The 22,176-nt window shown below is 45.4% G+C and carries 22 protein-coding genes; 6 read left to right on the top strand and 16 right to left on the bottom strand.

The genetic code is table 11. From position 1 onward, the window contains the following. Positions 1–29 precede the first annotated feature (29 nt). Both hppD and hmgA read right to left on the bottom strand, forming a co-directional pair. Positions 30–1,106: a 4-hydroxyphenylpyruvate dioxygenase gene (hppD, locus tag MSP8886_RS10925; protein ID WP_067016321.1), complete on the bottom strand. Its 1,077-nt coding sequence runs from the start codon at positions 1,104–1,106 to the stop codon at positions 30–32. Positions 1,107–1,255: 149 nt separating this feature from the next. Next, positions 1,256–2,545: a homogentisate 1,2-dioxygenase gene (gene hmgA / locus MSP8886_RS10920; RefSeq protein ID WP_067016320.1), complete on the bottom strand. Its 1,290-nt coding sequence runs from the start codon at positions 2,543–2,545 to the stop codon at positions 1,256–1,258. A 164-nt stretch (positions 2,546–2,709) separates the two neighbouring features. Here hmgA and MSP8886_RS10915 point away from each other — a divergent pair, with 164 nt between their 5' ends. Next, positions 2,710–3,144 carry a MarR family winged helix-turn-helix transcriptional regulator gene (locus MSP8886_RS10915; protein ID WP_067016318.1) on the top strand — a complete coding sequence of 145 codons (435 nt, stop codon included), beginning with the start codon at positions 2,710–2,712 and terminating at the stop codon, positions 3,142–3,144. Between the two features lie 122 nt (positions 3,145–3,266). Here the strand turns inward: MSP8886_RS10915 and purU are convergent, their stop codons facing one another. The 10 genes from purU to MSP8886_RS10865 form a co-directional block, all read right to left on the bottom strand. Beyond that, the gene (purU, locus tag MSP8886_RS10910; protein ID WP_067016316.1) at positions 3,267–4,133 is read right to left on the bottom strand and encodes a formyltetrahydrofolate deformylase; all 867 of its coding nucleotides are present in this window, start codon (positions 4,131–4,133) and stop codon (positions 3,267–3,269) included. Between the two features lie 46 nt (positions 4,134–4,179). Further along, positions 4,180–4,857 carry a sarcosine oxidase subunit gamma gene (locus MSP8886_RS10905; RefSeq protein WP_083200914.1) on the bottom strand — a complete coding sequence of 226 codons (678 nt, stop codon included), beginning with the start codon at positions 4,855–4,857 and terminating at the stop codon, positions 4,180–4,182. Then, a complete protein-coding gene (locus MSP8886_RS10900; RefSeq protein ID WP_067016314.1) occupies positions 4,850–7,882 on the bottom strand; it encodes a sarcosine oxidase subunit alpha in 3,033 nt (1,010 codons plus the stop codon). Before MSP8886_RS10900 ends, MSP8886_RS10905 begins: the two co-directional genes overlap by 8 nt. Positions 7,883–7,893: 11 nt before the next feature. Continuing rightward, positions 7,894–8,178 carry a sarcosine oxidase subunit delta gene (locus tag MSP8886_RS10895; protein ID WP_067016312.1) on the bottom strand — a complete coding sequence of 95 codons (285 nt, stop codon included), beginning with the start codon at positions 8,176–8,178 and terminating at the stop codon, positions 7,894–7,896. Between the two features lie 72 nt (positions 8,179–8,250). Next, on the bottom strand, positions 8,251–9,504 hold the full coding sequence (locus MSP8886_RS10890) for a sarcosine oxidase subunit beta family protein (RefSeq protein ID WP_067016310.1): 1,254 nt from the start codon (positions 9,502–9,504) through the stop codon (positions 8,251–8,253). Between the two features lie 301 nt (positions 9,505–9,805). Continuing rightward, positions 9,806–10,765 (bottom strand): NAD(P)H-dependent flavin oxidoreductase, encoded by a 960-nt coding sequence (locus tag MSP8886_RS10885; RefSeq protein WP_083200913.1) that lies wholly within the window; start codon positions 10,763–10,765, stop codon positions 9,806–9,808. A gap of 39 nt (positions 10,766–10,804) precedes the next feature. Continuing rightward, the gene (locus MSP8886_RS10880) at positions 10,805–11,179 is read right to left on the bottom strand and encodes a flavodoxin family protein (protein WP_067016308.1); all 375 of its coding nucleotides are present in this window, start codon (positions 11,177–11,179) and stop codon (positions 10,805–10,807) included. A gap of 37 nt (positions 11,180–11,216) precedes the next feature. Then, positions 11,217–11,639 (bottom strand): gamma-glutamylcyclotransferase family protein, encoded by a 423-nt coding sequence (locus tag MSP8886_RS10875; protein WP_067016306.1) that lies wholly within the window; start codon positions 11,637–11,639, stop codon positions 11,217–11,219. A 33-nt stretch (positions 11,640–11,672) separates the two neighbouring features. After that, a complete protein-coding gene (locus MSP8886_RS10870; RefSeq protein ID WP_245659080.1) occupies positions 11,673–12,095 on the bottom strand; it encodes a nuclear transport factor 2 family protein in 423 nt (140 codons plus the stop codon). Positions 12,096–12,132: 37 nt separating this feature from the next. Further along, complete coding sequence (locus MSP8886_RS10865) at positions 12,133–12,441, bottom strand: hypothetical protein (protein WP_067016304.1); 309 nt, start codon at positions 12,439–12,441, stop codon at positions 12,133–12,135. Between the two features lie 239 nt (positions 12,442–12,680). Here MSP8886_RS10865 and MSP8886_RS10860 point away from each other — a divergent pair, with 239 nt between their 5' ends. The 4 genes from MSP8886_RS10860 (at position 12,681) to MSP8886_RS10845 (ending at position 16,915) form a co-directional block, all read left to right on the top strand. After that, entirely contained in the window at positions 12,681–13,970 is a 1,290-nt protein-coding gene (locus MSP8886_RS10860; RefSeq protein WP_067016302.1) for a 2-hydroxycarboxylate transporter family protein, read from the top strand. A 137-nt stretch (positions 13,971–14,107) separates the two neighbouring features. Beyond that, a complete protein-coding gene (locus MSP8886_RS10855) occupies positions 14,108–15,706 on the top strand; it encodes an ATP-binding protein (RefSeq protein WP_139063130.1) in 1,599 nt (532 codons plus the stop codon). Next, positions 15,703–16,392 carry a response regulator gene (locus MSP8886_RS10850; protein WP_083200912.1) on the top strand — a complete coding sequence of 230 codons (690 nt, stop codon included), beginning with the start codon at positions 15,703–15,705 and terminating at the stop codon, positions 16,390–16,392. Before MSP8886_RS10855 ends, MSP8886_RS10850 begins: the two co-directional genes overlap by 4 nt. Positions 16,393–16,522: 130 nt before the next feature. Continuing rightward, positions 16,523–16,915 carry a nucleoside-diphosphate sugar epimerase/dehydratase gene (locus tag MSP8886_RS10845; RefSeq protein ID WP_067016298.1) on the top strand — a complete coding sequence of 131 codons (393 nt, stop codon included), beginning with the start codon at positions 16,523–16,525 and terminating at the stop codon, positions 16,913–16,915. A gap of 148 nt (positions 16,916–17,063) precedes the next feature. Here the strand turns inward: MSP8886_RS10845 and MSP8886_RS10840 are convergent, their stop codons facing one another. After that, positions 17,064–17,555, bottom strand: coding sequence for a hypothetical protein (locus MSP8886_RS10840; protein WP_067016297.1), 492 nt, complete (start codon positions 17,553–17,555; stop codon positions 17,064–17,066). Positions 17,556–17,858: 303 nt separating this feature from the next. Here MSP8886_RS10840 and MSP8886_RS10835 point away from each other — a divergent pair, with 303 nt between their 5' ends. After that, positions 17,859–19,595, top strand: coding sequence for an OFA family MFS transporter (locus MSP8886_RS10835; RefSeq protein WP_067016295.1), 1,737 nt, complete (start codon positions 17,859–17,861; stop codon positions 19,593–19,595). 206 nt (positions 19,596–19,801) lie between these two features. On the opposite strand, the gene MSP8886_RS22795 is transcribed toward MSP8886_RS10835, so the two are convergent. From MSP8886_RS22795 to sucC, 3 genes are all read right to left on the bottom strand, one after another. Then, the gene (locus MSP8886_RS22795) at positions 19,802–20,020 is read right to left on the bottom strand and encodes a cysteine-rich CWC family protein (protein WP_083200911.1); all 219 of its coding nucleotides are present in this window, start codon (positions 20,018–20,020) and stop codon (positions 19,802–19,804) included. An 86-nt stretch (positions 20,021–20,106) separates the two neighbouring features. Next, positions 20,107–20,979: a succinate--CoA ligase subunit alpha gene (gene sucD / locus MSP8886_RS10830; RefSeq protein ID WP_067016293.1), complete on the bottom strand. Its 873-nt coding sequence runs from the start codon at positions 20,977–20,979 to the stop codon at positions 20,107–20,109. A 2-nt stretch (positions 20,980–20,981) separates the two neighbouring features. Then, positions 20,982–22,148, bottom strand: coding sequence for an ADP-forming succinate--CoA ligase subunit beta (gene sucC, locus MSP8886_RS10825; protein ID WP_067016291.1), 1,167 nt, complete (start codon positions 22,146–22,148; stop codon positions 20,982–20,984). Positions 22,149–22,176: the final 28 nt, after the last annotated feature.

Here is a 22,176-nt window from a genome sequence, read left to right as displayed (position 1 = left end):
CTTTTAACCGCTCCAAACCTTGGCCTTTATTATGCTTGGTTCCCAACAACCCCACGGGCTACTTGATCCCGCTCAATTGACTCAAACAAGGCCTTAAAGTTACCTTCGCCAAAGCCATCGTCCCCTTTGCGTTGGATAAACTCAAAAAAGACAGGACCTAGCTGATTCGTTGAGAATATTTGCAGTAATAATCGAGGAGCCGTTTCTGTTGTGCCGTCGAGTAAAATACCACGACTCTTTAGCGCATTTACCTCTTCACCATGACCGGGTAAACGCTCCTCAAGCATCTCGTAATAGGTATCTGGCGGGGCGGTCATCAGTTCAATACCGCTGGCACGTAATGAGTCGACACTGGCGAATAAGTCTTCTGTCCGCAGGGCGATATGTTGAATTCCCTCGCCATTGAATGACATAAGAAACTCTTCAATTTGCCCCGTACCATTGGACGCCTCTTCATTCAGCGGAATACGAATTTTGCCATCCGGCGCCGTCATGGCACGTGAGGTTAAACCGGTATATTCGCCTTTGATATCAAAGTATCGAATTTCCCGAAAGTTAAACAAGGACTCATAAAAATGGCTCCAGTGTGCCATACGGCCTTTATAGACATTATGAGTTAGGTGATCGATCTCATAAAACCCATGACCTTTAGGGTGGCGATCTACCCCTGGTAGGAACTCGAAATCAATATCATAGATTGATGTGCCCTCTTCGTAACGGTCAATCAGATAGATAGGAGCCCCCCCAATGCCTTTAATGGCAGGCAACCTAAGCTCCATGGGGCCAGTCGGAATTTCCATTGGCTTAGCCCCTTTCGAAAGCACATAACGATAGGCTTCATGGGAGTTTCTTACCCGAAACGCCATGCCTGATGCCGCATTACCATGCTCCTGACCAAAATAGTAAGCCTCACTGCCTTTTTCTTTATTTAAGATAAAGTTAATGCCTCCTTGACGGTAAAGCGCCACGTCTTTCGAACGGTGTGTTGCGACCAACTCAAACCCTAAGAGACAAAACACCTCTTCAATTTTGTCTGGATTAGGGCCAGAGAACTCAACAAACTCAAAACCATTTAAGCCAACTGGGTTATCAAACAGATCTGTCATTTTTGCATTCCTATTTAAGTATTTGAATTATGGTGCTTCATGCAGTGCAAATAGTGTTTCAGATCTTTACAGGGGGCGGCATCGCCATGCCACGGACACTACGGGACCAGTGGAGCGCGATGGATAGTGATAGACGGCCACCAGATGGGTTAATCACGATGGCTATCCGGTAGGTTAGCAGGCAGAATCGCTTTCCAGCATTCCACGTAGTCTTTTTGTCGTTCTGGAGTATTCGCAGCAAATGTTGTCATACGTTGGGGTGCACTCGTTTCAAACATAAAAGCAAGAGTACCTTCTAATTTGCTTGGTGCCAATGCTGAAGTGGACGCTTTAAAATAAGCTTCATAGTCAGGCCCATGTGAGACCCCTGCATTATGCAGGCTGGCACCGCCTGGAAGAAAGCCATTCGGCTTCGCATCATACACACCATAAATCAGCCCCATAAATTCGGACATGACATTGCGATGATACCAAGGCGGTCTAAAGGTATTGTCAGCCACTAACCAACGGTTACCAAATACCACCACGTCAACATTCGCCACCCCCGCTCGTTGACTAGGAGAGCTCAATACAGTGAAGATAGAAGGATCAGGGTGGTCATAGCTGATGGAGCCCAGCGTATTAAATCGTCTCAGGTCATAGCGGTATGGCGCGTGATTTCCATGCCAACCCACAACATCGAATGGAGAGTGATCAAGGGTAAAACCACGAAACTCCCCTTCTCGTTTTTCCATCACCCATGTGTCTTTTGGCTGTTTGATGTAATTCGCAACGGGGTATTCAAAATCTCGTTCATTCGCCAGACCATTAGCCCCAATGACACCACGATGAGGTAATTCAAAAGGGATTCCATAATTTTCTAACAAATACAACTGAGTCGTCTGGTCACCGATAAACTCAACAAAAACAGAACGTGGAACAACAGCGAGATGACCAACCTCAACTTCCAAGATACCAAACTCGGTACGCAACGTCATCGCGGCACTGATCGGCATCACAAGCATTTCGGCATCATGGTTTTGAAAGACGGGTTGCTGTTCTGGATGCAGGGTAGCAATACTCGCCGACATGCCCGTTTGAGATGTCGCTCCCCCAGCAATGGTCAAGGTACGTACCGATTGTACCCAATGCCCTGCAGCGTCGGCTAATGGGCACCATCTAAGAGGGTCAAACGCAATACATGTATTACTATCATCAGCCTGAGACACCCAGTTTGTCACCTCTACTCGCTTTCCATCAGCACGATGGGCAACACTTGGTCGGATACGATACAGCCAACTGCGTAAATTATGCCCTTGGCCTGCCGTAAAAGACGAACCACTAATCTGCTCCGCATATAGACCAAATGGACAGCGCTGAGGACTATTCTGTCCAATGGGCAGAACACCAGATAATGCCTCAGTCGAATGATGATTTCTAAAGCCGCTGAGATAGAACATAACTGAGCTCAAAATAGCGAGTAAAAAACCATAAAATCATTTCAAATGAAATGAGTCAAGTGGTTTTTCGTTACTCTTCTTAAGGAGAAATTCAAAGAAATTCTATACAATGCATAACACTATTTTATCGTTGACCTCTGTGTATGTGTGTTAGAAGGTAAGACATGTTTGATCTCAATAGCTTTATTCCATATCGCCTTAACCAAGCGGCCCAACAGACCTCTGAAGCCTTGGCTCGCAAATACAGAAAACAACTTGGTTTAAGTATTCCTGAATGGCGTGTTCTGACGCACCTAGGTCGCTATGACAAGCTTTCTGTCAGAGATCTAGAAAAGTCCGTTGGCTTAGCCAGAGTCGCCGCCTCACGTGCGGGCAGCAATCTTTGTAACAAGGGGTGGGTCAAAAAAATAGTCAACGAACAAGATCGTCGTTTAGTGGAGTTTTCCCTCACCGACGCTGGCCGAGAAAATTATGAGCGCGTGACTCTTCTTGCAGAGTCAACTGAAGCTATACTACTAAAGTCGTTAGCGGAAGCAGATCAGAAAAAATTATTAGAATTACTGGATAAGATTGAAGAGAGTGCCAGACAAATCATCTAACCAAGAAAATGGACTCCCCCGCTATTGGCCTCTATATGCCAAAATTAGAGCGTCACAAACGCATCTAACGGGGAAGACTACCATGAACTTATTGTAATAGAAGGGTTGGCTTGAGCAAAAGCCTACCCACCAAACACAACCGTCCGTTTACCATTCAAAAACACACGTTTTTCGATATGACATTTCACCGCATTAAACAAAGTCACCCGTTCGATATCTTGACCTTTTGCCACCAGATCCTCCACATAGTGAGCGTGATTCACGACTTGGATCCCCTGGGAGATAATCGGCCCTTCATCTAAATCGTTGTTCACGTAATGGGCCGTAGCCCCCACCATTTTCACCCCTTTTTCCCACGCTTGGTGATAAGGACGAGCCCCCTTAAAACCAGGCAATAGAGAATGGTGAATATTAATCGCTCGGCCATCGAGATACTCACACATGTCTGGAGACAATACTTGCATATAGCGGGCGAGAACCACCAGCTCAGTATCGTATTGCTCGATCAAACTCTTGACTTGCGCCTCTTGCTCTAGCTTGGTTTCCGCTGTAATAGGCAAATGGTAATACGGGATGCGATGCCATTTAGCGAGTTCTTCTAAATCTGGGTGATTTGAGATAATCACCGTCACATCAATGTTCAGTTGCCCTGTTCGAAAACGGTAGAGCAAATCGTTCAAACAATGGTCGTATTTTGAAACCATAATCGCCACTCGAGGACGATGATTTGGCTCAGTCAGCGCCCATTCCATGTTGAAGTCTTTTGCTCGTGCTGAAAACTCCTGATCGAATACACTGGCACTAAACCCTTCTTTTTTAGGTAAAAACTCAACACGAATAAAAAATCGCCCTGATTCTCTATCATCAAAAGAATGAATTTCATCTACATAATGACCAGATTCCGCCATATAGCGGGTAACTACGTCAACGGTACCAATAATACTTGGACAGCTAGCAGTAAAAATCCAAGGGGCGATTTTTGTTGTCATAAGAGTCTCTCAGATAAAAAGTGTTAAATACGTCCAACGTTTGACATCAGGCCTCAATCACAAGGCCATATTCCATGCTGGCATCTTGAAGCCACAGCCAAATATAGTCTGCGAAGCTACGTCGTATGATGAGTTCAAATGCATTGTCACCGATGCGGCGTAACATCATTGCGCCACTTTTGGCAAACACGCTGGACACCACCTTACCAACAGGGAAAACACTCGGGTGAACATCGATTGGCGTTGATTTTTTAAGCACATCAACCACATTGTCGCCAGAGAGTTGCAAGATAGTGTAACCACTACTCACATTCACTAAGGAATAATGCCCTGAGACAGAGGTTTGAAAATCGCTTTCCAATTGAAATGCCACCGTTGCGGGCACGACAATAAACCATTCATCAGGCGATACCCAACGCACACTGACGTCACCTTTTCCACCAGCCATCTCAACACTGGTAAGTGGTGTCGTTGGCAAGGCCACACCTAGCACACTTTCGATTTCGGCCATTTGAGCCTCATCAGGCTTGGCCCGAAGGATCAGTAAGCCTTGCAGCGACTTCTCTTTAAGATGTACTCCACCTTGATCTTGACCACGACTTGCCAGCGTTTCTAAATCCGCATGGTGCAATGGACTTTCTCCAACGATATCGGCTGGGATTTGATTCATCACCATTTTGCCTTTCGTCGCCTCTACTTGTTCATTAAGCATTGCATCAGACATTTTGGCGCTCCCCCTTTGGATCTAAAAATACTGGGCTGCATATTTCCGCTTCGACAACACGACCATCAACCAAGGGGTAATAGACTTTTTGCCCCATTTTATCGTGACCGCCTTTCACAAACCCCATGGCGACAGAGCGACCTAAATTGGCACTCCAATAACTGGATGACACATGCCCTACCATCGGCATAGGAATAGACGCTTTCGGGTCGAATACCCCCTGTGCACCTTCTGGTAGCACCACACTTGGATCTGTGGTCTTTAAACCCACTAATTGCTTGCGATCTTTTCTGACACAGTCTTCACGCTGCATGCCACGTTTGCCGATAAAGCTAAACGGTTTTTGCATGGACACCGCCCAAGGCATACCCAAATCAAACGGGTGCACTGAGCCATCGGTATCTTGACCGGCAATAATAAAGCCTTTCTCCGCACGCAAGATGTGCATGGTTTCTGTACCATAAGGCGTTAAGTTGAACTGTTTACCCTGTTCAAACAAAGCTTTCCAAACGTGCATACCGTAATTAGCTTGTACGTTGATCTCAAAGGACAGCTCCCCAGTGAAGGAGATACGGAACACTCGAGCCGGTACACCAGCAACCGTCATGGCTCTCCAATCCATAAAGGACATGCTTTCTTTGGACACATCCCCATCCGTCAGGGTTTCTAATAAGCGACGGCTGTTCGGTCCAGAAATGGTCATGGTCGCCCAATGATCCGTTACACTGGTAAAATATACTTCCAGTTCTGGCCATTCTGTTTGATGGTAAAGCTCTAGCCACGACAACACATGGGCGGCCCCACCGGTTGTGGTGGTCATTAAGAAATGATTTTCCGCTAAGCAAGAGGTTACCCCGTCGTCAAAGACCATACCGTCTTCGCCACACATCAAGCCGTAACGACATTTGCCCACCGCCAATTTTGCCCACGCATTGGTATACACACGGCCTAAGAACTCACGAGCGTCTTTACCTTGAATGTCAATTTTCCCCAGCGTAGACGCATCCAAGATACCCACCGACTCACGAGTCGCTAGGCATTCTCGGTTCAACGCTTCTTGCATGGTTTCCCCCGCTTTTGGGTAATACCATGGGCGTTTCCATTGACCAACGTCTTCAAACTTCGCACCATGCTCCATATGCCATTGATGCATAGCGGTGTAGCGTTTTGGTTCAAACAACTCACCACAATCACGTCCAGCAATGGCCCCAAAGGTCACCGGGGTGTAATTCGGACGGAAGATTGTTGTCCCCGTTTCCGGAATGGATTGCTTCAAGTATTTCGCCGCAATCGCCATACCGTTGATATTGCCCAGTTTTCCTTGATCGGTACCAAACCCCATCGCGGTGTAGCGTTTAACGTGTTCGATGGATTCAAACCCTTCTCGACAAGCCAGCTCAATACCCGCAGCGGTCACATCATTTTGCAAATCGACAAATTGCTTAGGCGCTTTGTGAGTCGGTTTTGGATGCGGAATATGGAACAAGGCCATAGGCTCGGCCTCATCTAAGGTTTCCGTTTCGGGAACACTCACATCGGCCATTTTCATTGCCAGTTTTTCTAATGCGGATTGCCCAGCATTCATACCTTGCTCAAGTGCCGCAGCCGTTGAGTAAGCGCCATTCATCGCGCCCGCAGTTAGTTGCTGTTGCTGACTAGGCCCAGGCAAAAAGCCAACCACCTCATCACTCCACACGGGTCTTGAGCCAGTATGGCAAGATAAATGAATGACAGGGCTCCAGCCGCCAGAGCTGGCAACGGTATCCGCTTTTACTTCAATCACCGATCCCTCTACTTGATCGCCCGCCTCATTAAGCTTGGCAATAGAAACGCTAGTGACACGTTTGCTGCCTTGTACATCCACGACACCAGAACCGAGCATCACCGTCATACCACGTTCACGAGCGGCTTCGACCAAGGTACCTTTTGAATTCTTACGAGTATCAACAATCGCCACTACATTGTGGCCTGCATCATGCCAGTCTAACGCCGCACGATAGGCATTATCATTGGTGGTCATCAGAACCAAGTCCTTACCTGGTACGACGCCGTAACGCTGAATGTAGGTGGATACGGCATTGGCAACCATACAGCCAGGCACATCATTATTGCCATAGACTAAAGGACGCTCATGTGCGCCCGTCGCTAAGACGACCCACTTGGCACGCACACGATGCAAACGCTGACAAATTTTTCCATTGGGCGCTTTGTCAAAAGACTGATCGGTTAGGTGCTGGTGAATGGTCAAAAAGTTGTGATCGTGATAACCATTCACCGTCGCATGGGTTAGCAGTTGCACATTATCAAAGCGGGCTAACTCTGTGACGACATCGTCGACCCATTCTGTTGCGGGTTTATTGCCAATGCTCTCTTTACTGCTTAATAAGCTGCCGCCAAATTCGTTTTGCTCATCTGCTAAAATCACTCGTGCGCCGCCACGAGCCGCCGTCAATGCCGCCATCAGCCCGGCAGGGCCACCGCCAACCACCAACACATCGCAATGTTGGTTCATGTTGTCGTATCGGTCAGGGTCGTTTTCTTTTGGTGAACGACCTAGACCTGCGGCCTTACGAATATAAGACTCGTAAGTTTCCCACATGGATTTTGGGTACATAAAGGTTTTGTAGTAAAACCCTGGTGGCATCATCTTCCCACCAAGTTTGCCCACCCAACCCATTAAATCGTTATCGACGTTGGGCCAACCATTGGTCACCTTACACACTAAACCATCATACAAGGCTTGTTGAGTCGCACGCACGTTAGGAATTTGAGTGGCTTCAGTAGCACCCAACTGCATAATGGCGTTAGGCTCCTCTGCACCAGCGGCCACAATGCCACGAGGTCGGCTGTATTTAAAACTACGTCCGATAATGTCCACGCCATTGGCCAACAAAGCGGAGGCCAAAGTATCGCCTTCGTAGCCTTTGTACTGTTTGTCGTTAAAAGTAAAGGTGATCGGTTTGGATCGATCAATACGACCGCCAGCGGAAAGTCGACGCGTCTCGTTATTTGTCTGTTGAGCCATGAATAAATCCTCTACTCAGCAACAACACTTGGCTGCTCACCAAGCTTGTAGACTTCTTTGATTTCGTAGGTTTGCGTATTACGCGTCATATTAAAAAACTTACGACAGCCTGCCGCATGCACCCACAATTCATGGTGCACTCCCCGTGGGTTACGACGAAAATACAAAAACTCCCCCCATTCTTTGTCTGTGCACGCATCTGGGTCTTTAGGCCGTTCTATATGAGCTTGACCTGCGGGGTGAAATTCTTCTTCATCGCGACTTTCGCCACAATGAGGACAATAAATATGCAACATGGAACTTTCTCCTTTCCAGCCAACCTTTCTTTGCCAGAATGTCCTACTAGAATAAAAACGTAAAACCTAGCGCTAGTGAGCCACACCAGCTGCGCCGTGCTCGTCAACCAAGGACCCATCGTGAAAACGAAACATAGAAAACGGCTTCGCTAATGGGTGCATTTCGCCCTTCGCCAACGACGCAGCAAACACATTGCCTGACCCTGGCGTGGCTTTAAAACCACCCGTTCCCCAGCCACAGTTAAAAAACAGATTTTTGACAGGTGTTTCACTGATAATAGGGCAAGCATCCGGCGTGGTATCAACAATGCCGCCCCATTGACGGTTCATGCGCACTCGGCTGAATATTGGGAACATTTCGACAATTGCTTGAATCGTATGCTCAATAGTGCTGTAAGATCCCCGCTGGCCGTAACCGTTATAACCATCGATCCCCGCGCCAATCACCAAATCCCCTTTATCGGATTGTGAGGCGTAGCCATGTACTTGGTTAGACATGACCACGGTATCGAGAATCGGTTTGATCGGCTCAGATACTAAAGCTTGCAATGGATGCGACTCCAACGGCAATTCAAAGCCTGCCATCTTCGCTAACACACTGGAATTCCCAGCGACCACGCACCCCACACGATCGGCTTTAATATCGCCATAGCGTTTGGTTCTCACCCCGACGACGGTATCGTCTTCAATGATCAAATCTTCCACTTCGGTTTGTTGGATCAAATCCACACCATGAGCATCGGCTCCACGGGCAAAGCCCCAAGCCACCGCATCGTGACGTGCAATCCCTGCTCGCGGCTGCCAAGATGCGCCAAGTACTGGATAACGAGCGTTCTCGGAGCAATCTAATACAGGGACAATTTCTTTGACCTGTTTAGCATCCAACACCTCTCCATCGATGCCGTTTAAGCGGTTGGCATTGACACGTCGTTCAATATCACGCATGTCTTGCAAAGTATGACCCAGATTCAAACAACCACGTTGAGAAAACATAACGTTATAATTCAAATCCTGAGACAAGCCTTCCCAGAGTTTCATGGCGTGCTCGTATAAATGTGCTGCCTCATCCCACAAGTAGTTGGAACGCACAATGGTGGTATTACGAGCTGTATTACCGCCCCCCAAGAACCCCTTCTCGATCACCGCGACGTTGGTCACACCAAACTGTTTAGCAAGGTAATAGGCCGTCGCCAAACCATGACCGCCACCGCCAACGATGATCACATCGTATTTCTTTTTCGGGGTTGGGTTACGCCAAACTCGTTGCCAATTTTCATGATGACTGAAACTATGCTTCAGCAACGCAAAGCCTGAATAATGCTGCATTTGGTCAGTTCCCTATATAGACAAAAACCTACTGATGACAGCAACGATGATACGGTCTGTGATTTATAGAATTATGCTTGGAAACGTCCACACCATGACGATTTACGACAGAGGAGACGGCGGCTTTGGGTAAGCCAAGACAAGAGTAAGCTAAGCGCTTTTTATTCCTTCCTCTTTTTCAGGGAGCAAGGCTAGGATGGTGGGAGCTCATGTGTGAGTCTGACTTTACTCAGACTCTTATGGTGGGATTACTTATTGGCTTATGAAAAGGGCTTTGACCCCAACGAACACAGAATCAAGGCTAAAAAGCTCTTTGTGCATCATCGATTATTTCATGAATAATCTCTGACACGCTTTGCCTTTTCTTAATACACTCTACTGTCTGCCCTGCCCAATGCGGCATGGCTGAAATATTTCCAGAGATGCCTTTGTGGAGTTCTACTGCCGCATATTTTGGAATGTTTCTTATCTCACCCGTAATAGGATCACAGGATGTACCCACATAGTCACCTTCAAACGCCATAACGGACTCAAGAGAAGAACGAAGCACTCGGTGTGGTGCGTCTGGCCAACCGATAGAAAATTTGTCGGTATAAACCGTATCGGTAGCATTAGCATGAATTAATGCTTCGACATAATCAGGATGGGCCTCGGTTTCATAAGCAGCTAGAAAACGTGTCCCGCATCGAACCCCAGCAGCACCTGCCGCTAACACGGCAGCAAGAGATTCTCCCGAACCAACGCCACCACCAGCAAGAACAGGGATATTTACAGCGCCGATCACTTGATCGAGCAAGGTGAATATATCAATCGTGCCACGGACGTGCCCACCCGCCTCAATGGACTGTACGGTGATAAAATCACAGCCCGCCTCTTCGGCCAATAGTGCTTCTTCTAATGAGCCCACTTGCCAGCTGGCGATCGCTCCTGCTTTTTTAGCGACATCAACTAGCTTTTTATCTGGCCTAGCCCAAAAAAAGTCCACTACATCCAACAATCTAGCAGCGACTTCCACCGTTTCGATATCAATCGGCTGATACAAGAGAAAATTCGCCCCGACCTTTTTGGATGTCAGAGCATAGGTGTCCTGAACAATTTTTTCTATCACTTCCCCACTGTAACCCGTCAACGACAGCATGCCTAAGCCACCCGCATTGGCAACCGCCGAGGCTAAACTTGGTGTAGAAGTACCTTTCCCCATTGGGGATTGTTGAATGGGGACATCACAACCCACCAAACGAGTAAATTCTGTTTTTATCATACTGAGCTCCTTTTGGCTGGATAGTGAAGGGACTAAACGCTATACAAAAAGCGTAAAAAAATATTGCAAAGTATTCGTTTGATCACCATTTAGCCCAGTTCCAGAGGTAATGCCTGCGGCCAGTTTTCCGGATAAGCTCTGATTCGTCCAAAAAACACTCGTTGCATCAGCAAAGGCTTTGAATTGAGCGGATGCATTTCCCATGTAAGTTGGTGAACCAAAGACAACGGCGCGACATAAAGAGAGCTCTTCTAAAACAGACTCCTTGATAAATCGACCTTCGATAATGTCAGACCCCTGAATGTAGTATGAGAATGTACTCAACCCTGCCGATTCAATTGCTCTTTGCGCCGCAGACATTAGCGTTGCCGTTATGTCCGTTTTAGAAAAATAGATTAACGCAACATCCGCCACATTGAATTCCCCCCCCTAGAAATACTACTTAATCAAATCATTCATCCTGTCGACTACGATATAACGCCGCATGTTCAAGACAATACTCACCAGATAACTCTGCCATGATCTGAGCTCCTTGCAGCATTGCTGGTAGTTTGCCATAGGCCCAGACGCTTATCTCCTCACCTGACTCTTGGCAAATCACAGGAATACAGACTTTCCGATACCCATCTGGAAAGGTAATTCTTTCCAACGTATCCATTTCAGTTAAGACCTCTTCCGCCACCTCAAAAACTTGCCCTTTGATGGGGGAGCCTTCGCCAGGCTGTAAAACAAGCCAAGGTGAAAAGCGTTCACCAACTAAATAGAGCGGGTAACGTTCTTTGGTTGCAAAGTCGCCTCGGTAACGAATGCCTTTATTTGTTTTAAAGTTCGGAAACCCTTCTTTTAAGGTTCCAAATACAAAGACCTTGTACACAAAACATATTCCTTATTCACGGGGTCGTCATTATCATACCCTGTCGGTTAGTTTTTCCACCCACTTTGCTCGCCAATCTGGTGCTGAGTAGTTTTCTGGCCAGTATTCGACTTGCTTGACGATGAGCTGCGCTTCTATGTCTATAGTATGAAAGGTAATGGCGCGATCGGTTCGAGTGCCATCTGAGATAGTAACATCAGTCACGACTTGGTTTTCTTCGGCGATGATGCTGTTTAGTTGAAAAGTCCATGAGTCGTTAGCTGGATAGTGGCTATTAAGCTTAGCGAAGTTGTCTCGCCCTTTAATGACTTCATTGCTTTGCGGCCATTCACAGCGAAAATCGTCCGATAAATATTTACTGGCGGCAAAGAAATCATTGCTTCTCATGGCCTGCCAATACGTGAGGACTATTTGCTTAGCGTTTATACCTTGGTTTATCTCAGGCGTTTTTTTCATTGCCACACACCTTCTTATTTCGTCTTTTTAGAGATCTTTATTTGTTTTTATTACTCGGCTCAATAGGAATCAACTTAGTGCGGACCACGCCATACACAGCAAGGCAAGCCCCCAACAATGCGATAACTGACAAAATTAATCGGTAATGCACATCATCAATAAAAAAGTTTATGAGACTAGGGAGGAGTATTAATGCAAAGCCTGCAAATTTGAATTTCATTGTTGTTGGGTCGATTATCAACCATTGATCACAATTTGGGCATTGCACTTCAAGTCTTTTTCCATCTTTTTGAATATTTTTAAATGCTTTGTTTTTGCTAACGGTGTTGCAAGATGGGCATTTCATTTGTGCTTCCTTAGCGTCTTTATGGACAAAATAACTCGTTTCATTCGTTTATCGATCACAAATAATATTACGATTAAATCTATAGACTTTCTAAAAATTGACTAAAAACGCATATAAAACCGATTACTAAAGTTACAAAAGCGCTTTTTACTTTCATAAAAAGACTCAGATCTTCCGCCTCGCCTGAAGCTTGGTAGACTCCGCCGCACAATAAAACAAACAGAAAAAGAGAGTCCTCCATGATCTTAAACGATACTACGACGGCAGAATCAAATATTCGTGCTCAAAAAGTCGTGTTTGCCCTAGTCGGCGCGGTTATTCTTATCACCACTTACTTAGGTAAAATGCCTTCCGGTATCATCGGTGCAATGGGAATTATGGCTGTTGTCGGCTTTATTTTGAATTATATTGGGGACAGGACACCCATTATCAACCAATATTTCGGTGGCGGAGCTATCGTTGTTATTTTTGGTTCTTCTTACCTTTTCCATAACAGTGGCCTATTCCCACAAAACTCTATTGACACCATGACCACCTTTATGAAAAGTGGTGGTTTCTTAGGGTTTTACGTGGCAAGTTTGGTTACTGGCTCCATTTTCGGCATGAAAACAGAGACCTTGAAAAAAGCCGCGTTGCGTTACATTCCGGTTATTTTGGCCTCCGCAGCCGTCGCTTGTTTACTAACAGGTACGCTGTCTATGCTGGTTGGTAAAGGTTTCTACCATGGGTTCATGTACATTGGTCTGCCTATTATGGGCGGCGGTATGGGCGCGGGTGCCGTACCATTGGTTCAGATTCTTCACTCAACAACAGGAATCGACTCTACCACACTGATGTCCACTATGGTGCCAGCTCTACTGATCGGTAATGCTATTGCTATCATTATGGGTGGTTTGCTAAATAAACTGGGAACTATCATCCCTAGCTGGACAGGTAATGGCGAGCTAATTCGTGGCGAAATAAACTTAGAGCCTGAATCAGAAAAAGAAGCGCCTATTACTGTCAAGACGCTGGCAACAGGCGGCCTATTAGCAATTGGTATGTTCTTCTTAGGCGCTTTACTGCACAACTTCATTAATATGCCTTTGTACGCATTGATGATTATTTCTGTTGCCATTATTAAAGTATTGAACCTAATGCCTGTCGAATTGGAGCAAGCGGCTCAATCTTGGTTTAAATTTGTTGTTGGCAATTTAACCCCTGCACTTCTAGTGGGTATCGGTGTGGTTTATACCAATATTAATTTGATCCTTGATGCCTTAACACCAATGTACTTCATTCTTGTATTGGCCACTGTGATTGGCGCCATGATTGGGGCTGGTCTAATGGGTCGTTTGATGGGCTTTTACCCTATCGAGTCTGCTATTACTGGTGGTCTTTGTATGGCCAATATGGGAGGAACAGGCGACGTTGCGGTATTGGCTGCGTGTAAACGTATGAATCTAATGCCTTTCGCTCAGATCTCATCACGAATTGGCGGTGCATTTATGCTGATTCTGGCTTCGATCGTGATTCAAATGTTCTCTTAAGTCTTCTTAAGTAAGCCACCCCTAGAGAGAAGCCTATAACGGCTTCTCTCTTTCACTTATCCCTTACTTCCCTCCTTACTCATTATTTTTACATGTTGTATACTCGCGTTTCTTCTTTTATTTACCCTGATTCGCGAATGACCTTAAAGTCCTATCTTGCCCTGATTACCTTGTCGACCATTACCATTATTGTGGTTGCTGTGGGGGTGGTATTTGGTTACTCCTTACAACAAACCTATCTAGAAGGTATCAGTCAGAGAGGCATAGAGTTAGCTCGAGTGGTCGCCCACGACGAAAAGGTCATTAAGGCTGTACAGCAAAGTAATTCAGGTGTGCCGACGTCACTTGAGCACTACATTGAAACCCTACGTTCCAGTACAGACGCCTCGTTTATCGTTGTGGTGAATAAACACGCCATTCGTTTAAGCCATCCAATTGCCAAACGTGTTGGCAAAAAGTTTATTGGTGATGATGTTTATGAAGCATTAGATCGAGGCCGTGATTATACGGATGTATCCCGAGGCTCTTTAGGGATGGCCATTCGGAATTTCACTCCTATTCGTGTGGATGGCAAAATTATTGGGGCGGTGAGCATTGGTTATTTGTCAAAGCCAACTGGAGATCTAATCTATCGGCACTTGCAAGAAGCGGCCCTCCTCGTTGGTTTTGTCTATTTATTAGGCATCGTTATTGCTGGCTTTTTTATCCTCAAATTAAAACGAACTTTTTTAAGTCTTGAGCCTGAGGAAATTGTCCAGAAGTTTAAAGAACAAGAGTTACTGCTCGATAGTATTCGCGATGGCATTATCGCCATTGATAGCCACCAAAATATTACGACAATCAACAATACGGCTATTGAATGGCTTGACAGAAATGTTCCCAGTCGCTATCAAGTAGTCGGGGATCAGCTTAGTAATCACTCTCAGGCTTTGTCGCACTTTGCATTGGAGGCCAATGGCCAGCTATCAAAACGTAACTTTCATATTGGCAAAGTGGCGTTTTACGCTAATCTCTACCCTATGCATCACAAAAAAGGCCAATATGGCTATGTCATTGTATTTTTTCCAAACTATGAGGAAAAATCTCTTGAGCAAGAATTGATTACCACAAAGAACTATGCGGATTTATTACGTGCCAAAACTCACGAGTATTCTAATCGACTTAATGTCTTATCTGGCCTATTGCAAAGCGAGCGCTATCACGATGCCGTCGAATACCTGCAACAAGAAAGTGACGGGTATCAGAAGATTCTAAGACAAGTGATTCACTCGATTGAAAACAGCGCCGTAGCTGGATTAATCCTTGCCAAGCAGAACAAAGCGCTTGATTCTAAAGTAGAGTTTCATATCGATGCTGACAGCCATCTAGGAGGCTACCCCACTCAAGTATCGGAAAATTTAGTAACACTACTTGGTAATTTAATCGATAATGCCCTATTGGCTGCATGGTCCAATCGCGATCAGCAAGCTCCAGAAATTAGCCTCTATATCAGTGACCGAAGTGCACATATTATGATTGAATTAGAAGATAGCGGTGCAGGCATTCCGGATGATTTAGACAATCGTATTTTGGACTTTGGCATTAGCAGTAAACACAGTTCAGAACAGCATGGTATCGGCTTATACTTAGTGAAAAAAATTGTCGATCAATATCAAGGCAGCTTGGATTGGGAGCGCAGTGAGTCCCATACGACCGTCTTTAGCGTGTATTTAGATAAACAGGCACTTACGAGATGAATATGATTCCTGTCATGGTCGTCGAAGACGATATTCGAGCCAGCTATGTGCTCGAAAACACCATAAACCAACACAACGAGTTTCAAGTGGTTGCCGTATGCGAAAGTGTGGCGGAAGCCCTTTTAAAAGCGGACGCGTTCTCCCCAGAATTGATTATGGTAGACATTACGCTGCCCGATGGGGATGGCATTGATTTAATTCGTCAATTAAAAAGCCATAACTTTGACGGCACCTTCATCATGACAACCGCAGAGCGTGAAACCTCAACCATAGAAAAAGCCATCCAATTAGGTGTCATGGACTATCTGGTTAAGCCCCTACGCATGTCTCGTGTATTACAAGCCTTAACAGACTACCTTGATTTAAGAAAGCAATTAGCCAGATCCGGAAAAATTGATCAAGAAGGTATCGATGCCCTGTTTCGTAAGCCCGTATCACTAGCGAATCGACGAAAAACCCCAAAAGGTATTGATGAAAAAACACTTGAAGTATTGAACGAGCATTTAGAGACATTAGGGGAAAACGACTTTACCGCAGAAGAAGTAGGCAATGCGATCAATTTGAGCCGCATTACCACACGACGCTACCTTGAATACTTAGAAGAGTGTGGACAGGTCACCATGACACTAGACTATAAAACGGGTGGTCGTCCTAAACAGCGTTATACAAAAACCTCTTCGTCTTGATAAACCCCATCAAGGTAACAGGATCCTTAGCATAATAATGCACCTATTTCATCGATTGCTGCGACTCATTGTTCGAAAAGCATAGAAGACTTCGCTCAGACTGTAACATTTTATCTCGGAGAACAGCGCAATGGGACGAATGCAGCGTTGGTTTACCCACCTACTTGGCACCAAAAGACCTATTACCCATATTATTTTGGTCGGCATCGACTATCCAAGCTACGCCCTAGCGCAAGCCTTGCAAAATACCCATACCCACTTAAAAATCGTTGCCTTAATTGATGAGGAGCCATGGGTTAATAAAACTCAAATGCATGGTATTACTATTTATTACCCAAGCGATTTATGCGCTCTGATTAAAAAACATAGCGTCAAATGGGTTATTCAAATTGACGGCCAGAAACCCAAGCTTTCCCCAGAGGTCATTCACGGAATTCAAACGAGTAAAGCGACTCTATTACACTTTCCCTCAGATATGCCCCTCGAAGAACAAATCGATCAACTAAAAACTATCTCTAATTAAATACGATAAGACAATCGTATTTAATATCGAATCAAACAAAGTTAGCGAAGACACCTAATGACTCATCACCCTATTTGGAAAATCAGCAGTAGCACACTGCCCCCTCCAAATAGGGTGATGAGTCGAATACGAAGTTAAGTTAAATAGTTTATTGATAAGCGACGGAAGTAGCGGAGTGAGAGGCCATAGCAACCGCTTGGCTAGGCGAATTGACAGCATTCATTAAAGCTTGTTTAGATGACATTGCCACAACACTTAACGGATCTTTAGAGGCTGCCTTAGGAAGGTCAATATCACCACGTTGAGCTAGAATAGTTTGCAAGGCACCTACATCTACTTTGCCTTGCCCTTCTTTTATTTTGTTAAGTTCATCAGGTGTTAGCGAAGCAACTTTACCACCCGGTAAGTAGATAGCCCCTGTTGCAAAGTCAACACCAAAAGCGACGACACCAGGAACAAAGAAAAACAGTAAACCAAGCGCATCCAATACCGCCACTCCCACATCGATTTTTCCAGACTCCTGCCCACGACGTTCAGGATATAATAGTGTTCCGCATGCTGTTAACTGGGTCACCAGTAACGCTGCTACAACACTACGCGTCATCGTTCGAGTGATCGTTTTATTATTTGAAATTACCATTGTTTATCCTCGTATTACAGTTAGTAGGAATACTCTATCCCTGAATGTATGAACAGGCAAACCATGCCGCTTTAGTTTCACAAAGCTTGCGCTCTAGAATAGCCTCATGACAAACACAGTGGAAGACTAAAAAAATAAAAAAGTCCTCTCCTTTATCCCATATAGAACTGGACACAGTTAATCCAATAAAAATGCAATGGATAAATATGGTTTTTCCGCTATGATGCAATTTAAAGAAATAATAAGAAAAATGACAAAAAAACAACAAAAACTAAAAAGCTCACAACGATATAGGGATATAAAATGAAGACAGAAAATCCTGATCAGCATTTACTTTCTTTTTTGATGAAAGATAAAATCGTTGCCTCCCCCGGCTTTAACCGCTGGCTTGTCCCTCCCGCCTCCATTGCCATTCATTTATGCATTGGCTCCGTTTACGCTTGGAGCATTTTCAATCCTGCGCTCACCAAAGAATTTGGTGTTGTGACCAGTGCAGCAGGAGACTGGAACTTAAGCAGCGTCGTTTGGATTTTTTCAGTAGCCATTGTATTTTTGGGTCTTGCCGCCGCCCTCGCCGGAAAGTGGCTTGAAGAAGTCGGACCTCGTTGCGTTGGTGTCACAGCAGCCTTTCTTTGGGGCGGTGGCTTTATTATTGGGAGCATTGGTATTTCCACCCACCAATTATGGCTTCTCTATTTGGGGTATGGTGTATTAGGCGGCTGCGGCTTAGGACTTGGCTACGTATCTCCTGTATCGACCCTGTTGCGCTGGTTCCCTGATAAAAGAGGCATGGCAACGGGTATGGCAATCATGGGGTTTGGTGGCGGTGCTATCATTGGCGCACCACTAATCACTTATTTATTAGCAAAGTTTGCCACGGAACCGACTTACCTTGGTACTGAATCAGCCGTTCATTTAATCACAGAAGGCGGTAAGCGTTTTGCTGAATTGGCAAGTGGTAAGGTAGAAGTGGTGGTCGCAACGGCTGCGGAAGCCGCTAAACTGCCTTCGTCTGGCGATGCGGGTGTGTATGTGGTCGGCACTGGAAATACTGGCGCCTCTAGTGTGTTTCTTACCCTTGGCATTGTTTATTTTATTATTATGATACTGGCTTCTTTCGCATACCGTATTCCAGCGAAAGACTGGAAACCGGAAGGATGGATTCCACCTGTTAAAGACAATGCCATCAGCAAAATGATCACGACCAATAGCGTCCATATTGATCAGTCGTTAAAAACCCCACAATTTTGGCTTTTGTGGATTGTATTATGCTTTAACGTTACCGCAGGAATTGGTGTCATTGGTATCGCTAAAACTATGATGACAGAAATTTTTGGAACAACCTTACCCACGATCGCTACCGCCAGCTTTGCCGGCACCTATGTTCTTATGATTTCAGTGTTTAATATGTGCGGTCGCTTTTTCTGGGCATCGGCCTCCGATTTTATTGGCCGCAAAAACACGTTTCATTGCTTTTTTGTCATCGGTACACTTTTGTACCTTTCCATTCCTTATGCAGCCTCTGCCGTCAGCGCCGACCCATCCGTCACTTGGCTTATTTTATTTTATGCGGCGACCATGATTATTTTTACAATGTATGGTGGTGGTTTTGCGACTATCCCTGCGTATTTGGCCGATATTTTTGGCACTCTTCACGTTGGCGGTATACATGGGCGCTTATTAACCGCCTGGTCAACTGCGGGCGTTCTTGGGCCGTTTGTTATTACGTATTTAAGAAACTTATCAGTCGAAAATGCCATCTCAAATTTAGCCAGCAAGATAGATCCCGCCGCATTTCAAGCCAAGTTTAACGCGCCTATCAGTCAATTAAATGAGTTAGTGGCGGCCAAAACAGTCACGGTTGCCAAGTTAATGGAAATAGCCCCGATAGGCACGATTGACCCAACCTCTAGCCTGTATAACACAACCATGTATGTCATGGCTGGCTTATTAGTGATTGCGTTTTTTGCCAACCTAATGGTACGGCCTGTCCAAACGAAACATCACGTAGGTCATACTCACCCAGACCTAAAAGCATAACGCGAAACCGGCACTGTCTAGCACATTCGAGTCAGTGCCGTTATTTACACAGCAAAATAATAAGTTAAAACACTCTACACAATCAGCGGATAAAGTCACTATAGATCCTCTGAGTTTGACCGATGTATTGGCTAAGCATATAAAACCATACGAAAAAAGAAAGTGGGCAAACCTACTCTGTTTTGAGTTTATTCATAGCCGTGCTGCTAGCGTGTAAAATAGGTTTGCTTAAAGTGCTCAGGATCGGATTTAAAGCAATCAATACAAGACCGACAGACACAGCGGCGATCAATATGATGTGCCGCTAAAAGAGCCAGCAAGGAGTCGGGAACAATGTCATGAAAACACCAACAGTCGCCCTGCACGTTACATGCATTCTCCCTAGCACATATTGGGCATATTGCCTCTCTCTTTTCTTGATCCATAGCATCACCGTTAGAGAATAATAAGCAAAAAAAATCCCTGCCTAGGCAGGGATTTTACTATAAAGATTTATAGTGAAATTATCGGCTTACCAGCCAGTAATTTCTTTAAGTGCAGAACCGATATCCGCTAGAGAACGAACGGTCTTAACACCTGCATCTTGTAGTGCAGCGAATTTCTCATCGGCTGTACCTTTACCGCCAGAAATGATCGCACCAGCGTGACCCATACGCTTACCAGCAGGTGCCGTTACACCAGCAATGTAAGACACAACAGGCTTAGTCACGTTTGCTTTAATGTAAGCAGCCGCTTCTTCTTCCGCTGTACCACCGATCTCGCCGATCATAACGATCGCTTCAGTTTGAGGATCGTTTTGGAACATTTCTAGAATGTCGATGAAGTTAGAACCAGGGATTGGATCACCACCGATACCAACACAAGTAGATTGACCGAAGCCAGCGTCAGTCGTTTGCTTAACCGCTTCGTAAGTCAATGTACCAGAACGAGACACGATACCAACTTTACCTGGCAAGTGGATGTGACCAGGCATGATACCGATTTTACATTCACCCGGTGTGATAACGCCTGGGCAGTTAGGACCGATTAGGCGAACACCTAGCTCGTCACACTTCACTTTGCAGTCAAGCATATCAAGTGTTGGTACACCTTCCGTGATACAAACGATCAACTTGATACCAGCGTTCGCTGCTTCAAGGATAGAATCTTTACAGAAAGGCGCTGGTACGTAGATAACAGATGCTTCTGCGCCTGTTTCTTCTACTGCTTCTTTTACTGTGTTGAATACAGGAAGGCCTAGGTGAGTTTGACCACCTTTACCTGGTGTTACACCACCAACCATTTTCGTTCCGTAAGCAATTGCTTGCTCAGAGTGGAATGTACCTTGGCCGCCAGTGAAACCCTGACAGATTACTTTAGTATCTTTGTTAATTAGAACAGACATTATTATTTGCCCTCCGCAGCTTTAACAACTTGTTCAGCTGCGCCTTTAAGACTTTCTGCAGCAATGATGTCTAGACCAGAGTTCGCTAGAACTTCACGGCCTTTTTCTGCGTTAGTACCTTCAAGACGTACAACAACAGGCACGTTAACACCTACTTGCTCTACTGCACCGATGATACCTTCAGCAATCATGTCACAACGTACGATACCGCCGAAGATGTTAACCAATACCGCTTTAACATTGCTGTCAGAAAGGATGATTTTGAATGCTTCAGCAACACGCTCTTTCGTTGCACCACCACCTACGTCTAGGAAGTTAGCAGGCTTACCACCGTGTAGGTTAACAATGTCCATTGTACCCATTGCTAGGCCAGCACCGTTTACCATGCAACCAACATTACCGTCTAGTGCAACGTAGTTTAGTTCCCACTGTGCTGCATGCGCTTCACGCTCATCTTCTTGAGATGGATCGTGGAACTCTTGCATTTTTTTCTGACGGTATACTGCGTTGCTGTCGATGTTGATTTTACCATCTAGGCAGTGAAGATTACCTTCGTCAGTGATAACAAGAGGGTTGATTTCTAGTAGTGCGAAATCGTAGTCGTGGAACATTTGCGACAAGCCAAGGAAGATCTTAGTGAACTGCTTGATTTGAGCAGCATTTAGACCCATTTTGAACGCGATTTCGCGTGCTTGGTAAGGCTGTGCACCCACTAGAGGATCGATGATCGCTTTGTGGATTAGCTCAGGCGTTTCTTCCGCCACTTTCTCGATTTCCACACCGCCTTCAGTAGACGCCATGAAAACCACTTTACGAGTTGAACGGTCAACAACGGCACCTAGGTACAACTCGTTCGCGATATCGGTGCAAGATTCAACTAGGATTTTAGCAACTGGCTGACCTTTTTCGTCAGTTTGGTAAGTTACAAGGTTTTTACCTAACCAGTTTGCTGCAAATGCTTTTACTTCGTCATAAGAATCAACAAGTTTTACGCCACCAGCTTTACCACGGCCACCTGCGTGCACTTGAGCTTTTACAACCCACTTGTCACCACCAATTTTTTTCGCTGCTTCCACGGCCTCTTCAGGCGTGTCTACTGCGTACCCTGTAGATACTGGCAGGCCGTATTCAGCAAAAAGCTGTTTAGCCTGATATTCATGTAGGTTCATTTGATTCTTCCGCTCATATATATGATTG

Origin of the sequence: Marinomonas spartinae (assembly GCF_900089775.1) — a bacterium.
GTDB lineage: Bacteria > Pseudomonadota > Gammaproteobacteria > Pseudomonadales > Marinomonadaceae > Marinomonas > Marinomonas spartinae.
Note: the sequence above shows the minus strand (reverse complement) of the source record. Positions and strands in the feature narration are given on the sequence as shown.